The organism is Actinomadura rupiterrae (assembly GCF_024172125.1).
Lineage (GTDB): Bacteria > Actinomycetota > Actinomycetes > Streptosporangiales > Streptosporangiaceae > Spirillospora > Spirillospora rupiterrae.
In genome coordinates, this window is sequence record NZ_JAMZEA010000010.1 from 267,931 (window position 1) to 282,808 (window position 14,878).

Annotated in this window: 11 protein-coding genes; 6 read left to right on the forward strand and 5 right to left on the reverse strand. The window is 73.2% G+C overall.

Annotated features, from left to right (window positions below):
- Window positions 1-48 precede the first annotated feature (48 nt).
- Window positions 49-633 (reverse strand): ASCH domain-containing protein, encoded by a 585-nt coding sequence (locus tag FHU30_RS33305; protein WP_253881370.1) that lies wholly within the window; start codon window positions 631-633, stop codon window positions 49-51.
- 163 nt (window positions 634-796) lie between these two features.
- On the opposite strand from FHU30_RS33305, the gene FHU30_RS33310 reads away from it, so the two are divergent.
- Window positions 797-1,855, forward strand: coding sequence for an FG-GAP repeat domain-containing protein (locus FHU30_RS33310; protein ID WP_253881371.1), 1,059 nt, complete (start codon window positions 797-799; stop codon window positions 1,853-1,855).
- Window positions 1,856-1,908: 53 nt separating this feature from the next.
- On the opposite strand, the gene FHU30_RS33315 is transcribed toward FHU30_RS33310, so the two are convergent.
- The gene (locus FHU30_RS33315; protein ID WP_253881373.1) at window positions 1,909-4,863 is read right to left on the reverse strand and encodes an AfsR/SARP family transcriptional regulator; all 2,955 of its coding nucleotides are present in this window, start codon (window positions 4,861-4,863) and stop codon (window positions 1,909-1,911) included.
- Between the two features lie 279 nt (window positions 4,864-5,142).
- On the opposite strand from FHU30_RS33315, the gene FHU30_RS33320 reads away from it, so the two are divergent.
- Window positions 5,143-5,958 (forward strand): hypothetical protein, encoded by an 816-nt coding sequence (locus FHU30_RS33320; protein ID WP_253881374.1) that lies wholly within the window; start codon window positions 5,143-5,145, stop codon window positions 5,956-5,958.
- Between the two features lie 54 nt (window positions 5,959-6,012).
- Here the strand turns inward: FHU30_RS33320 and FHU30_RS47350 are convergent, their stop codons facing one another.
- Entirely contained in the window at window positions 6,013-7,308 is a 1,296-nt protein-coding gene (locus tag FHU30_RS47350) for an RICIN domain-containing protein (protein WP_253881376.1), read from the reverse strand.
- 234 nt (window positions 7,309-7,542) lie between these two features.
- Complete coding sequence (locus FHU30_RS33330; protein ID WP_253881378.1) at window positions 7,543-8,520, reverse strand: ArsR/SmtB family transcription factor; 978 nt, start codon at window positions 8,518-8,520, stop codon at window positions 7,543-7,545.
- A gap of 48 nt (window positions 8,521-8,568) precedes the next feature.
- Here FHU30_RS33330 and FHU30_RS33335 point away from each other — a divergent pair, with 48 nt between their 5' ends.
- The 3 genes from FHU30_RS33335 to FHU30_RS33345 all read left to right on the forward strand — a co-directional run bounded on the left by FHU30_RS33335 (window position 8,569) and on the right by FHU30_RS33345 (window position 13,276).
- Entirely contained in the window at window positions 8,569-9,825 is a 1,257-nt protein-coding gene (locus tag FHU30_RS33335; RefSeq protein ID WP_253881380.1) for an MFS transporter, read from the forward strand.
- A 162-nt stretch (window positions 9,826-9,987) separates the two neighbouring features.
- Window positions 9,988-10,314 (forward strand): CU044_2847 family protein, encoded by a 327-nt coding sequence (locus FHU30_RS33340; protein WP_253881382.1) that lies wholly within the window; start codon window positions 9,988-9,990, stop codon window positions 10,312-10,314.
- Window positions 10,295-13,276, forward strand: coding sequence for a trypsin-like peptidase domain-containing protein (locus FHU30_RS33345; RefSeq protein ID WP_253881383.1), 2,982 nt, complete (start codon window positions 10,295-10,297; stop codon window positions 13,274-13,276). The genes FHU30_RS33340 and FHU30_RS33345 overlap by 20 nt, the downstream gene beginning before the upstream one ends.
- 44 nt (window positions 13,277-13,320) lie before the next feature.
- Here the strand turns inward: FHU30_RS33345 and FHU30_RS33350 are convergent, their stop codons facing one another.
- A complete protein-coding gene (locus FHU30_RS33350) occupies window positions 13,321-13,494 on the reverse strand; it encodes a hypothetical protein (RefSeq protein WP_253881385.1) in 174 nt (57 codons plus the stop codon).
- A 184-nt stretch (window positions 13,495-13,678) separates the two neighbouring features.
- Here FHU30_RS33350 and FHU30_RS33355 point away from each other — a divergent pair, with 184 nt between their 5' ends.
- Window positions 13,679-14,869, forward strand: a complete 1,191-nt coding sequence (locus FHU30_RS33355) for a lipase family protein (protein WP_253881387.1) — start codon at window positions 13,679-13,681, stop codon at window positions 14,867-14,869.
- Window positions 14,870-14,878: the final 9 nt, after the last annotated feature.

Here is a 14,878-nt window from a genome sequence, read left to right on the forward strand (position 1 = left end):
CGAATGCGCATTCCAGCCGGGCCCGCATGCTCCCGGCGCGTTCGTTCGTCAGGCGCGCAGGTGGTTCATGAGGGCCTTTCCGCGCGGGGAAAGGCGGTAACCGGTTTCCAGGCTTTCGGTGAGCCCGAGGGCTTTGAGGCGGCGGACGTCGGCCTTGAAAGGGAGCTTTTCGCGGCCCAGGCGCTCGGCCAGGTCCACGGCGCGCAGGCCGGGATGCGCCTCGATGAGGCCGAGGACGTCGCGGGTCCAGGGGTCGCGGCGGCTGCGGGCGTCGATGGCGTCCAGGGCGTCCTTGATCTCGTCCAGCTCCCGGCCGGTCAGGTCGGCCTTCTGCCGCAGCTCGGCTTCGGGGGTCGGGCCGCCCAGGTGCAGCATGACGCGGTGGTAGCCGCCCGATTTCGTGCTCTTCGACAGCGCGGTGAGCAAGGCGGCCCGGTCGGCGAAACCCGCGTGGCGGGCGTCGTCCTCGGTGATCTCCTCCGGGGTGACGGCCGTGACCGAGTCGATCACGATGACCCCCGCCCAGGTGCGCTGCGTGCTGCCCGCCCGCACGCGCGGCTCGGCCCAGACCCGGAACACCCGGTCGATCCGTCCGCCCGCGATCCCCTCAAGGACCTCCCGCCTGAACAGCATCGTTCCCTCCCCCTGTCACGCCCGTCCTGCCGCAATCTTCGTGGGAAGCGCCGCGGAACGCCACTCGGCGGAGGCCGGTACGATGCGGCGGCGCGGGCGGCGATCACGACCGCGCGTCCGGTCCCGTCACGAGCGGTACGGCATTCGATCTCGGGGGAGAGGCGTGGCGGGTCACGGCGGCTGGCGGGCTGTGGCGTGCCTGGTGATACCGCTGCTCGTCCTGTGCTCCGGTGCGGACGCGCAGGTCGGACGGCACGCGCCGCGATCGGCCGCGCTCGCCTACGACCTCAACGGTGACGGACGCCGGGACCTGGTGGCGACCGCTCCCTTCTCCTCCTCGGACGCGGTCGGCCAGGCCGGACGCGTCATGCTCTATCCCGGATCGTCCGCCGGAACACCGTCAGGCAGGGGAGTCGGGCTTGTGCAGGACGCCGGAGCGCGCTGCCTGTGCTCGGCCGTCTCCGCCGACTTCGACGGCGACGGCCACGCCGACCTGGCCGTAGGCGAGACCTGGAAGCCGGTGGGCGGGCAGCACCGGGCCGAGGAGGTGCGTGTGCTCTTCGGCGGGCCCGGCGGCCTCACCGGCGCGTCGCGGTCCCTGACCCTCCCGGTCACCGAGCGGGAAAGCGGGGACCGGTTCGGCGCGATCCTCAGTGCGGGGGACGTGGACGGCGACGGACGGTCCGAGCTGATGGTCACCGCCACCGACCGGCGCTCGGTGTACCTGTACTCGGTCACCGCCGGGCGCGACGTCGTCCTGGACGACCGTCTGGACTCGTCCTCGCGCTACCCGATCGCCACGGCCATCGGGGACGTGACCGGGGACGGCCGTCCCGAGCTGCTGGTGCTGTGGGCCGGTGACCTGTACATGAACACCCCCAGCACCCTGCGCGTGTACCGGACCCGAGGCCGCAGGATCACCGGCCTGCTCGCCGACACCGACGTAGGCCGGGCCCAGTGGCACGGCCTCGCGGTCGGCGATGTCGACGGCGACGGACGCGGCGACGCCATCATCGGCAGGCCGTACGGCGGCGCCGGTGCCGAGGCCGACGCCGGGACGGTCCTGATCCGGTACGGGTCGGCCGCCGGGCTGGATGCGGCGCGTTCGCTCGTCCTGCGCGATCCGGGCGCGCGCAGCGGCGATCGTTTCGGTGCGAGCGTCGCGGCGGCGGACAAGCAGCCCAGCGACATGACTCCGTGGAAGGACCTCGGAGCAGCCTGACCATCCCCCGATCACCGGCCGCGGCCTCGGCTTCCCCCGAGGCCGCGGCCCGCTCATGCCCGGACGGGCGACGGTGCGGACGGTTGGGCGGCGGCGTGGTCGGCGAGGGCTGCCAGATCGGCGGCGCTGGGCAGGCCGAGCTGCGAGAACAGCCGCGCCGCCTCCCGGTAGTGCCGCTCGGCGGCGGTGTGGTCGCCGAGCAGGGCATGGGTCTCGGCAAGGACGGCCAGGGCCGTGCCGCGCTGGCTGGGATCGGCGCGGACGTCCAAGGCGGCGACCGCCTCTTGGGCCGAGCCTTGGGCGGCCTCGGGACGTCCCGCTCCGAGTTGGGTCTGCGCCAGCCGGAGCAGCGCATACCCCTCGCGCAGCCGGTTGCCGCCGCTGTCGGGGTCGGCGCGACGGGCCAGATCGAGGGCTTCCTCGCAGAGGCGGACCGCCTCGCCGGGCTCATCGGCGAGCAGCATCATCAGCCCCAGCTCGTGCAGGACGAACGCCTGGTCGGCCTGGTGCTGGCGGCGGACGGCGGCGGCGAGCGCCCGATGGGCGAGCGCGCTCCCGGCGGCCAGGCAGCCCGAGTCCCGATACGCCTTGATCATCAGCGCGTACATCATCGCGTTGCCCGCGGTGCCGTCGTTTGCTGCGGTGGCGTGGTGGGCGAGGGCCTGCCGGTGGTGGGCCAGGGCCGCGTCGACCTCGCCGTCGAACAGTGCCGAGGTGCCGCGCAGGAAGTGCGTCCAGCCGTCCAGGCGAGGGTCGTGCCGTTCCTCCAGGAGGACGCAGGCCTGCTGGAGTTGCGCGGCGATGTGCGCGTGCCGTCCTGGATAGGGACGTAGCGGGGCGGACAGGCGTCCCGGCAAGGCGTCCGGGGACGCGCCGTCCGGCAGCCGGTAGTGGACGGGCATGCCCATCAGCGCCGCCATGGCCCATTCGGCGTCGCCGCGCGCGCCGTCGCGATCGACGCACGCGCAGATGGCCAGCACCAGGCAGGTCGCCAGCGCCACCGGGGAGCCCGGTTCCAGCGCCGCCTGCCGGACGATCGCGAGCAGCCGCACGCGCTCGCGCGCCACCCACGCTGCAGCCGCCGCGCCGTCCTCGTCTGCGGCAGCGTGCTCGTCGGGGGACGGCGCGCTCAGCAGTCCGGTGAGCGTGGCGAGGTCGTCCTCCAGGATCCGGACGAGCACCGCCGACCGCTCGGCGGGCGCCGACTGCCCGCGCGCGTAGAGGCGGGTCAGGTCGTGGAAGCGGTACCGGCCGCCGGGCAAGGCGTCCAGTAGCGCGGCGTCGGCGAGGCGCGCGCACAGCCCGGCGGCCTCCTCGCGGGACTGGTTGAGGATGACGGCGGCGCTGCGCGGGGACAGCTCCGGAATGTCGGGGATGGCCAGCAGGCGCAGCGCGCGGCTCGCCGCCCGGTCCAGCATCGAGTGGCTGAGGTGCAGCGTCGCGGTCACGTCCAGATCGCCGACGCGCAGCTCGTCCAGCCGGCGCCGCTGGTCGGCCAGGCGCGCGGCCAGCGTGCGCACCGTCCAGGACGGGCGGGCGGCCAGCCGCGCGGCCACGATCCGCACCGCCAGCGGCAGCCGCCCGCACGCGGTCACCACCTCCCGCGCCGTGGCCGGATCGGCGTCCGCGCGGGCCGCGCCGACCACGCCGCGGAACAGGGCGAGGGCCTCCTCGACCGGCGGCACGCCCACCTCGACCGGCAGCGCGCCGGGCAGGTCGGGCAGTACGGAACGGCTGGTGACCAGCACCGCGCATCCCGGCGCGTCCGGTAGCAGCGGGCGCACCTGCGCCGCGTCCCGCGCGTTGTCGAGGACGAACAGGACGCGCTTGCCGTCCAGCGCGGCACGGAGCAGGGCGGCCCGCTGGCCGGTCCCGGGCGGGGGCGTCGCCGAGAGGCCGAGCGCGCGCAGCCATCCCGCGATGACCTCGCCGGGCCGGACCGGGGACGGGTCCGTGCCGCGCAGGTCGGTGAACAGCTGCCCGTCGGGGAAGTCGCCGCTGATCCGGTGCGCGACGTGCAGGGCGAGCGTCGTCTTGCCCACCCCGCCGCCACCCGACAGCACGGCCGGGCCGGCTCCCTGCCCCAGCCACCCGGTCAGCTGCGCGACCAGCGCGCCGCGTCCGGTGAAGTCCGGAAGGTCGGCAGGGAGCTGCGCCGGCCGCCGCAACGTAGAACCGGCGGCGCTTCGTGCGGTCGGAGCATGCGCGGGTTCGCCGGGTCCGTTCGGCTCACCGGCCTTGATGCCGCGCTGGAGCCGGGTGACCGCCGCGCCGGGATCGATGCCGAGGTCGTCGACGAGCCGGGTGCGCAGCGCCTCGTAGGCCGCCAGCGCTTCGCCGGTGCGTCCGTCCGCGGCGAGGGCACGCATGAGGACGGCGGTCAGGTTCTCGCGCAGCGGGTGCGCCGCGACCAGCGGGCGCAGCTCGGTGACCGCCTCGGCCTGGCGGCCCAAGGCGAGCGTGGCGTGCGCCCGCTGCTCGCGCACCGCCAGTTCGGCCTCGGCCAGCCGTTCCCGCTGCGCCTCGGCGAACGGACCGGGGACCCCGGCCAGCGCGGTGCCGCGCCACAAGGCCAGCGCCTCGTCGAACGCGACCCGCGCCGCCTCGTGGCGCCCGGAACGCGCGGCCTCGAACCCTGTCTGCGCCGAACGCTCGAAGCGGGAGACGTCCAATGCGTCCGGACCGATCCGCAGTGCGTAGCCGTCGCCGACCGAGACCAGCAGGCGCGACGGGCTGCGGAGGGCGCGCCCGGGTTCGAGCGTCGCGCGCAACTGCGAGGCATACGTGCGGAGCATCGCGATCGCGCGCTCGGGCGGATCGGCGCCCCAGACGGCCGCCACCAACTCGTCCGCCGACACCGCCGCGCCCTTCTTCAGCAGCAGGACGGCCAGCACCGCCCGCCGCTGCGGAGGCCCCAGATCCAGCGAACCGCCGGACCCGCGCCCTTCCATCGGCCCGAGCAGACCGAATTCCAGCGGGTTGTCCTGCAGCACGGCATCGGGCAGCACAAAACTCCCTCAAGACGAGGACCAGGGCGGGGACGGACGCCGCGAATCCTAGCGCCCGCCCGGCACCCCGAGACCCGTCCCGGCACGCCCGCCCCGGCGGCCATGTCCAGACGCGCTGAGCTGGACAATCAGCGCTCCGCCGATTGTCCAGCCCTATGGCCGCTGGACAATTCCGCGTCTAGAAATCCGGCATGACTCCCGATCGGGGGCTCTGACCGATCCAGCGAATGGGGCGCGGTGGGACGCACGATGCGGCCATTGAACCCGGCCGACGGACCCGTGGAACGATTCGCCTGCGAACTGCGCGCTCTGCGCGCCGCGTCCGGCGAGGTCCCCTTCTCCACAATGGCGCGCCACAGCTCGGTGTCGAAAAGCGCATTGGCGGCGGCCGTCGCCGGATACCGGCTCCCGAGCGACCGCGTCCTGACCGAATTCGTCCGCTGTTGCGGCGGAGACCTCCGCTGGTGGCTGAACCGCCTCGCGCTGGCGCACGCCGAAGCCACCGCGCCGACACCCCGGCGGGGCGAGCCGGACTCCACCCCAGGAGGCCGACTCGTCCCGCGATCCATCACCCAGGCGGCGCTACCGCCCGCACACGCGCTGCCCTTCCCGCTCCTGCACCCCGCCCCACCCGGACCTTCCCGGCGCCGCGAACGGCCCCGGCGCCGCGGCCTCGCGGTGCTCGCACTGGTCGCCTTCACCGTGGGCTGGCTCGCCCACCTCGCCGCCGGACCGGCGGCGGCCACCGGCCCGACGAACGCGTCCGCCGCCCTCACCAATGATTGCGGGCCCGACCACAAGACCATCAGGCGGAAGGGCGCGGTCTGGCGGGACGCGAGCGAGTACGGCTGGCGCAGCCTCCTCTGCCTGCTCCAGTGCCGGTCCAACTGGGGGCAGGTCACGGGCCCCCACTCCCCGAAATGGCGGGTCTACATCACCGTCCACCGCCCGGCCGGCGACGCGGCCGTCCAGTTCCCGCCGAACAGCGACCTGGGCCCCGGAACCGTGAGCAGCACGCTCCACACCACCGCCGGCTGCGTCTACCCAGGCGGCGAACGAGTCGACATCTGGCTCTACTCATCAGTACCGGTCTGACCGCATCAGTAGGGCAGGAGACCCGGCCAGGTCTCCTGCCCTACAGGCAGCGCCCTACTGGGTGATCTGCCACTTCTGGTTGCTGTCGCCGGTGCACTTCCAGTAGCCGAGCGCCTTGCCCTGCCCGTTGGTGGTCAGGCAACCGCCGTCGTAGGCGGTGATGGTGTAGGTGCCGTCCGCCTGCCGATTGAGCCGCCACTTCTGGTTGGCGCCGCCGCCGAACGCCCACAGCTGCGTGTAGTAGCTGGTGCCGTCCACCGAGGACGCGGTGTTGGTGTTGGCGTCCAGGGCGCTGCCGGGGGCGATGACCGACTGCGCCTCGTAGCTGCCGTCGCCCTGTGCCACCAGGTTCCAGCGCTGGGCGTCGTTGCCGTTGTCGACCTCGGCCTTCACCTTGGTCCCGTTGGCGGTCTGCGCGCCGTCCACGTCGGCGTTGTAGCCGGTCGCCGAGTGCAGCTTCACCCGCTGCGTCGGGAACGCCCCGGACGCGGGCACGACCTCCCAGGCGGCCGGGCCGTTCGTGGTGCGGTAGACGCGCCCGTCATTGCACAGGCCGTTGTCGGTGCGGGGCGCGTCGGTGTTGGTGCTCGACCCGTCCGCCGTGGTCCAGCTGCCGCCCGGGGGCAGCAGCGCGAGGTCCCGGCTCGTCCACCGCGGCGGGGTGAAGTCGTTGCAGTACCAGCCCTGTCCGGTCGCGGAGTTGTAGCTCGTGTAGACCTCCCACATGTTCCAGCCGAAGCCCGCCGGGTAGTTCGCCAGGCCGGACGTCCCGGAACTGGTGAACAGCGCGTCCCACGCCTGCGTCCGGTAGTTGTACAGGTACGCCGTCCAGGTGTTGGACGAGGCGTTGGTCTGCTGCTGCCAGACCCGGTAGGACGAGTCGCCGTTGGTGTACGTCCCGAGGAAGTTCTGGTCGATCGGGACGCCCGCCTGGAACCCGTACTGCCCGTTCGGATCGCACCAGTTCCAGGCGGCGACCTGGGCGCTGCCCGCGTTGTACCAGGTGGTGACCTCGATGCAGCCCTGCTTGGCATTCGGCAGGAAGGTCGGCGCGTAGACCGTGTCCGGGTCGGACGCGTTCTGCAGCCGCCCGTTCGGATTCACCGACTGCGTCGTGACACCGCCTGCGACGCCCGTCCCCTTCATCGTGACGCCCCACGTCAGGTGCTGCGCGCCGTCCCACCCGGAAACAGCCGGAGCGGGCGCCTGCGCCTTCATGAACCCGACACCCTTGCGGTGGTTCAAAAACCGCTGCGAGACCTGCTTGGGCACCGTCCTGTTAAGCGCGGCCCCGCGCAACGCCCGCACCTGCTGCCCCGACACGTGCCCGCCACCCGGCGGCGTGGGCACCCGAGGACTGGACGCCGAAGCCGAAGCGCTCCCTGCGGCGAACAGCGCCGCCCCGCCAAGGACCGCCAGAACAACACCTGAAACAGGCCGATGCATTCTCACGAGTGATGACTCCCGGTCTCCGCGGACGGCGTTTCCGCCCGCTCCGGGCATCACAACTACGGCATTTCGATCATCGGGAAATACTCACCCGATCAACGAAACAGCGCCGCGAGGAGCGCGGGGGAGGGGTTGTCAGGGGGACGCGCAGAGGGTGTCGCCGGTGGGGGTCCGTTCGTAGAAGACCTCGCGGCCGGTGCGGCGGCCGGTGACGAGGCCGCCGTCGCGGAGGACGGCGAGGTGCTGGCTGACGGCGCCGGGCGTGAGGGAGAGGCGGCGGGCGAGGATGGTGGTGGTGGCGGGGTCGCCGAGGGCCACCAGGATGCGGGCCCGGGTGCGTCCGATCAGGGCGTCGAGGGCGGGAGCGGTGGGGACGGTCCCCTGCGACCAGAGGGTGCCGACGCCGGGGACGGGGTAGACGAGGTTCGGCTGGTAGGGCTCGGCCATCACGGCCGTGTCGGGCCAGTGGAAGACGCTCGGGATGAGGATCATGCCGTCGCCGCTGAGGGGGCCGGTGCGGCGCCAGGCGCGGGTCCGGACGCGCAGGCGGCCGTCGTCCCAGCTGATGTTGGGGTGCAGGTCGTTGAACATCGTCCCGGCGCCGTCGCGGGCCAGCTGCCGGACGCGCCGGAGCACCTCGGACTCGAACAGCCCGCGGATCTGCGGCCAGTGGCGTTCCAGCGCCACGTCCCAGTAGAGGCGCAGTTCGGCGACGGCTCGCGTCACACCCGCTACCGGGTCGTCCAGGAACTCGCGGACGACCGGGGTGTCCGCGCCGGGGAGGCGGCGCGCTTCGGTGGCGGCCTCGTCGATGTCGGCTTCGGCGACCGTGCGCAGTTCGGCCTCGATGTCCCGCAGCGGGCTGGACGGCGGGGGAGTCAGGAAGTCCACGAAATACGGACCGAGCGGGACGAGGGCGAACAGCAGCCGCAGGTCGAGCCCCTCCAGCCGCGGCAGGACGGCCCGGATCCACGGCAGGTGCAGCGCCTGCCGGCCCGGGTCCTGCAGCACGCGCAGGCTCGCGACGGCCTCGGACACCGGGGAGAACGCGAACCTCAGCCTGGCCAGGTCGACGGAGGTGAAGTCGAACTCGGCGAACGAGGATTCAGGCACGGATGAAACATTCAGGGCTCGCGGGACGGGCCGTCAACCATGATCGGCATGACAGTCCTCACTTCCCGCCCGGCCGCCGGTCCGCTGTCGCTGCCGCGCCCCTTCTGGACGCTGTGGCTCGGCATCGTCATCAACCGCAGTGGCGCGGTCGTCCAGCCGTTCCTCGCGGTGTACCTCGTCCAGGCGCAAGGGTTCAGCGCGGGTCAGGCCGGGGCCGCGATGGCGTTCTTCGGTGCCGGGTCGCTGCTCTCGCATCTGCTCGCCGGGGCGCTGGCCGACCGGTTCGGACGCCGCCTCACCCTCACCGGCGGGATGCTCGCCACCTCGGCCGCGATGGTCGCGCTCGGAGCCGCGAACGGCTTCACCGCGGTGCTGGTCACGGCGTTCCTGCTCGGCCTGACCATCGAGTCCTACCGTCCGGCCGCGCAGGCGATGGTGGCCGACCTGGTGTCCCCGGACGCGCGGCCCAAGGCGTACGGGCTGCTGTTCTGGGCGATGAACCTCGGCTACTCGATCGCGATGCTGACCGGCGGCTGGCTTGCCGGGCACGGCGCGCGGACGATGTTCGGCGTGAACGCGGCCGTCGCGCTCGCCTTCGCGTTCGTGGTGTGGCGCGCGCTGCCGGAGTCCCGTCCGGACGAGCAGCCCGTGTCGTCCGCGCGATTCCGGACGGTCCTGCCCGACCGTCCGATGGTGGTCCTGTGCCTGTCCACGGCGGCCTACGGCGTGCTGTACGCGCAGGCCTTCACGACCCTTCCCCTCGCCATGGACGAGCAGGGCATAGGACGCGTGGACTTCGGCCAGGCGATGGCGCTGAACGGCGTCCTGATCGTCCTGGTCCAGCCGGTCGCGACCAGGTGGCTGGCGCGCCTGGACCACGTCCGCGTCCTCGCCACCGGAACCGCCGTCGTGGCGGCGGGCTTCGCCCTGACGGCCCTGGTCCACGACGCGCTCGGCCTCGCCCTGACCGTGGTCGTGTGGACCGCGGGCGAGATCATCGTGGCCGGAGCCCTCCCCACGATCGTCGCCACCCTCGCCCCCGCCGGGCTCCAGGGAACCTACGCCGGTATCTCCGGCATGAGCTGGGCGGCAGGCGCGGCCCTGGCCCCGGTCGCCGGCACGCTCATCCTCCCCTTGGGCCCCGCCGCGCTCTGGTGCTCCATGGGAGCCATCGGCGCGACCTCCGCCCTGGCCGCACTCCTCACCACCCGCGCCGTCCAGCACCGCACGCACACCGAAACAATTGACGAGCCACGGAACCCGGACGCTGAGGACGATGCAGAGGCCGTCCGAATGAGCTTGTAAAAAACCGGAGAACTGCCGACTGGCGAAGCGGCATGGCGCTGCCCAGTCGGCATACCGAATTCCCTGCGATGCCATTGACCGGTTGTGGCCGGACCATCGGCGGACGCGGCGCGGCCTGAAGCAGAATCGGGCTGTCCCGCCGGTCGAGGATTGGGGAAGTACGTGGACGTCCAGCCGTCCGTGGCGCCCGAGATCCTGGTCGAGTTCGGATCAGGACCGGGACTGCAGCAGGTCGCCCTCTCGCCGGCCGAGGCCGCGCAGCGCTCGGCGGCCGCGATCGAGCATTCGATGGGCGTCATCCGGGCCATGGCCGCGCAGGTGGCGGACACCGTTGCGGCGATTCCGCGAGCGCCCAGTAACGTCGAGGTGAGTTTCGGAATCAAGTTCGACGTGCACGCCCACGCGGTCATCGCGAAGTCCGGCCTAGAATCGTCGCTCAACGTGAAACTCACCTGGCAGCGTGACAGCCTTGAGCAACAGCCCCGCTGACCCCGGTCCCCCCGCCGAGCCCGGCCGTCCCCCCGACCCCGCCGTGCTCCGCCAGGACGTCCGCAAGTTCACCGTGCAGATCCGCACCCACCCGGACGGCGAGATCGTCGGCACGGGGATCGTCGTCAGCGGCAGCGGCCTGGTGCTGACCTGCGCCCACGTGGTGCGTGCCGCGGGCGTCGAACCGGGCGCCGCCGCCGACGAGCCGCTCCAGGTGTACCTGCCCCGCCGGGCCGGGCGCCGGGCGGAGACGCGCACCGCCACGGTGTGCTTCGCCTTCCGCGACACCGACGACGACATGGTCTGCCTCCAGCTCCAGGGCCCGCTGCCGCTGGCCAAGGACCAGGTCGCGGTCCTGGGCACGGCCCACGCGTCCCGCCTGCACCCCTTCGAGAGCTACGGCTACCGGCGGCTCGACCGCTACCACTGCGGACGCGCCGCCGGACGCATCATGGGCGAGGTCGACCCGCCGGATGAGCTCCGCCTGATCGAGGACCCGGTGCAGCTGGAGTCGAGCCAGATCAACACCGGCATGAGCGGCTCGGCCGTCCTCGACCTCGAACGCAACCTGGTGGTGGGCCTGGTCTCGGAGGCGTGGTTCGCCGAGGCGGCGGGCAAGGACCGCGACACCGCCTGGGCGGTGAACGCCCGGCTGATCGGCTCGACCGGCCTGCGCATCCCGGTGCGCAGCACGCCGCTGCCGCTCAGCACCGCGCGGCTCCCGCACTTCGACCCCGAGCTCGCGCGCGAGACCGTGCCGCTGCCCGGGCACCGCCTCGACGACGCACCGGTGATCCCGGAGGAATGGGTGGGACGCGAGCAGCAGGTCGGCCTGTTGGCGCACGAGTGGCGGGCGGGCGAGCACCTGGTCGTCGGGCTGATCGGGTTCGGCGGCGAGGGCAAGAGCAGCCTGGCGCGCCGGTGGGTGGAGGAGGTGCTGGCCGACGAGTCCGAGGACGCCCCGGTCGGGGTGTTCTGGTGGAGCTTCGGCGAGCACGGCGACGCCGACGAGTTCCTGTCGTCGGCGCTGGAGTTCATGAGCGCCGGCCGCATCGCCGTGGGGGAGCTGCCGGGCGGCAGCGCGCGGGCGGCGTTCTCGGCGGGACTGCTGCGGATGCGGCGCTACGTCTTCGTCCTGGACGGCCTGGAGGCCATGCAGTACCAGGACGGCGACCAGTACGGCGCGATCCGCAGCCAGGCGCTCCGCGACTTCCTCACCTTCTTCGCCACGCCGGGGCACCAGTCGTTCTGCCTCATCACCAGCCGCGCGCCGGTCCTGGACCTCGGGCCCTTCACGACCTACCGGCACATCGACGTGGTCGAGCTGCAGCGCGCCGCGGGACGGCGGCTGCTCCGCAACCTCGGCGTCCTCGGATCGGACGCGGCGCTCGAACGCGTCGTGGACGACTGGGGCGGCCACGCCCTCACGCTCAGCCTGCTGGCCGGCTACCTCGTCAAGCGGCACGGCGGCGACGTCCGCCGGATCGCCGAGCTGCCGCCGCCCGACCCGGAGCTCCCGCCCGACGCCGCCGTCCGGCGCGTCCTGGCCGAGTACGACCGCCTGCTGACCGCGGCCGAGCGCGACTTCCTGCGCCGCTTCAGCATCTTCCGCACGCCCGTGTCCGAGGACGCCCTGGACCTGGTCGCCGCCGACCCCGGGACGTTCCGGGCGGCCTCGCTCAAGCACCTGCTCGCCGCGCGCGTCCTGCGCCGCGACGGGGCCGGCCGGCTGAGCATGCACCCGCTCATCCGCGGCTTCTTCGCCCAGCAGGCGGCCGAGGAGCCGGACGGCCGGGCGGCCCTGCACGCGACCGTCGCCCGGTACTACCTCGACAACGCCGGCTCGCCCGGGGACCGGCCGCGCCTGGAGGACCTGCTGCCGGTCGTGGAGGCCGTCCACCACTGGACCCGCTCGGGAGACACCGCCCGCGCCTGCGACGTCCTCTACGACCGCCTCTACCTGGGGGAGCGCGGACTGATCACGCGCGAGCTCAACGCCTACGAGACGGTGCTCGCGCTCCTGCTCGACTTCTTCCCCGACGGGCGGCTGCGCGCCGAACCGTCCGCGCCCGACCCGGAGACGAGGAGCTGGATCCTGCACGAGACCGCCACCGCACTCCAGCTCCTTGGCCGGATGCGCGACGCGGCGGTGGTGACGCGGCGCGCCATCCAGGAGTTCCGCGACCGCGGGCTGTGGCACGACGCGGCGGTCAGCAGCCAGAACATGGCCGAGCTGCACTTCATGCTGGGCGCGCTGCCCGCCTGCCCGGCGATCATCGACGAGGCGCTGGAGCTGGCCCGCCTCGCCGGGGACCGCGAGGACGAGCTGGTGGCGCACACCCTGCGCGGCACCCTCGCCCACCTCACCGGGGACCACGGCGCGGCCGGGGACGCCTTCGCCGCCGCGCTCGGCATCGCGGCGGCCTTCACCCCGCTGCCGGTCCTCTACAGCACCAGCGGCATCAAGTACGCCGACCACCTCCGCCGGAACGGCCGTCCCGACGAGGCCAGGAAGGTCACGCTGGCGAACCTGCGCGTCTGCTCGGCCGCCGGATGGCAGGCCGACGAGGCGCACTGCCACGTGGGGCTGGGCGACCTGGAGCTGGACGCGGGCCGGCCGGAGGCCGCCCTGGCCGAGTACGAGACCGCGGTCCGCATCGCGCAGCGGACCACCCGCCGGGACGTCCTCATCGACGCCCTCACCGGCCAGGCCCGCTGCTCGATCGTGGACGAGCGCGTCGAAGCGGCCGAAGCCGACCTGGCGCAGGCGCTCTCCCTGTGCCTGGTCGGCGGGTACCGGCTCGCCGAGATCGACGTGCGGATCGCCTACGCCTCGCTGTGGCAGCGCATGGGCAACGAGGAGCTCGCGTGGGAGGAGGCCACGCGAGCCGAGCAGATGAGTATCGAGGTCGGCTACCACTGGGGCGTGGCCGACGTCGCCGCCCTCCTCACCACCCGCTAGCCCCTACGGGACGCCCGTCAACCGCCCCGGACGTCCGCTGGCCGCTAGGCGTCTTCCGGCGGCCGGCCTTCCTGGGCACCGGCTTCCCCCGATGGGGGCGCGGTGTCGGGCTCGTCCGCCGCGAACTCGGCGGCGAGTTCCCGCAGCAGGTCGGCCGGGAGCCGCCCGTCGATGGCCGTGGTCTCCCGGCGCCGCGAGGCCGCACTGTCATCCGCCATCCGAAGCCACCTCCTCCGCCCTCATGCTACGGGCGCGGCGGCGCTTGTCAGCGGTTGATGATGCGAGGGGCACTCATGTTCGTTGGAGGCATGGCCAGGGCGGGGTCGGGGCGTCCAGGATCCGAACACCCGGAATCCCCCCACCCTCTTGGAGCCCCGGATGTCCCTCCCAACTGTCCCGCGAATGGCCGCGGCCGCTCTGGCGGCCGTGGCGCTGATGGCGGCGCCCGCCCACGCCGACGCGCCCGCGCCAGGATCGGTGCCGCCCGACCAGGACCCGTTCTACGCGGCGCCCGCGAACATCGGCACCTACGCGCCCGGCCAGATCGTGGCGACCCGGCCGGTCACGCCGGCGGTCGGGTACCTGGCCTGGCAGGTGAAGGCGTGGCAGATCTCCTACCGCACCAGCGACTCGCACGGCGCGCCGGAGCTGGCGGTGACGTCGCTGCTGGTGCCGACCGGCGCCTGGACCGGCCAGGGCGCCCGGCCGGTGGTGTCGCTGCAGGCGGCCGAGGACTCCACCGGCACGCAGTGCTCGCCGTCCTACGACCTGGACTCGAACAGCAGCTTCAGCTCCACCAACGCGGTCCAGGCCGAGCAGATGCTGGTCATGGGCTGGGCGGTGGCCGAGCCCGACTTCGAGGGGCCCAAGTCGGTGTTCATGGGCGGGCTCCAGGCGGGCCACGCCGTGCTGGACGGCATCCGCGCGGTGCGGAACTTCGGCCAGGCCGGAATCGGCACCGGCAACCGGTGGGGGCTGTACGGGTACTCCGGCGGTGCCGAGGCGACCGGATGGGCCGCGCAGCTCCAGCCGTCCTACGCCCCGGAGATCAAGCTGGCGGGCGCGGCCATGGGCGGGACGCCGGCCGACCCCGCCGCCGTCGCGCGGTCCCTGGACGGCGGACCGTCGGCGGGGTTCGAGGCGGCCGCCGCCGCGAGCCTGGAGGCGGAGTACCCCGAGGCGGGCATCAGCGGCCTGCTCAACGCCCAGGGCGTGACCGCGCTGCGCGAGTCGCGCGGCCAGTGCATCGGCACCCTGCTCGCCAAGTTCAAGGGCATGAAGCTGGCGGACTACAGCACCGTCCCCGACCCGCTCGCGGTGCCCTCGGTCGCCAAGGTGCTGAAGGAGAACACGCTCGGCGCCACGCCTCCGGCCACGCCGATCTACGACTACCACTCCAACGCCGACGAGATCGTCCCGGTCGGGCAGGACGACACGCTCGTCCACGACTGGTGCGCTGCCGGGGCCACCGTCCAGAAGACCCGGGACCCGTTCGGCCAGCACACCCAGCAGGCGGTGTTCCGCGCCCTCAGCGTCAACATGTTCCTCAACGACAGGTTCACCGGGAAGCCGGGCCAGAACGACTGCGCCTGATCCGAAGCC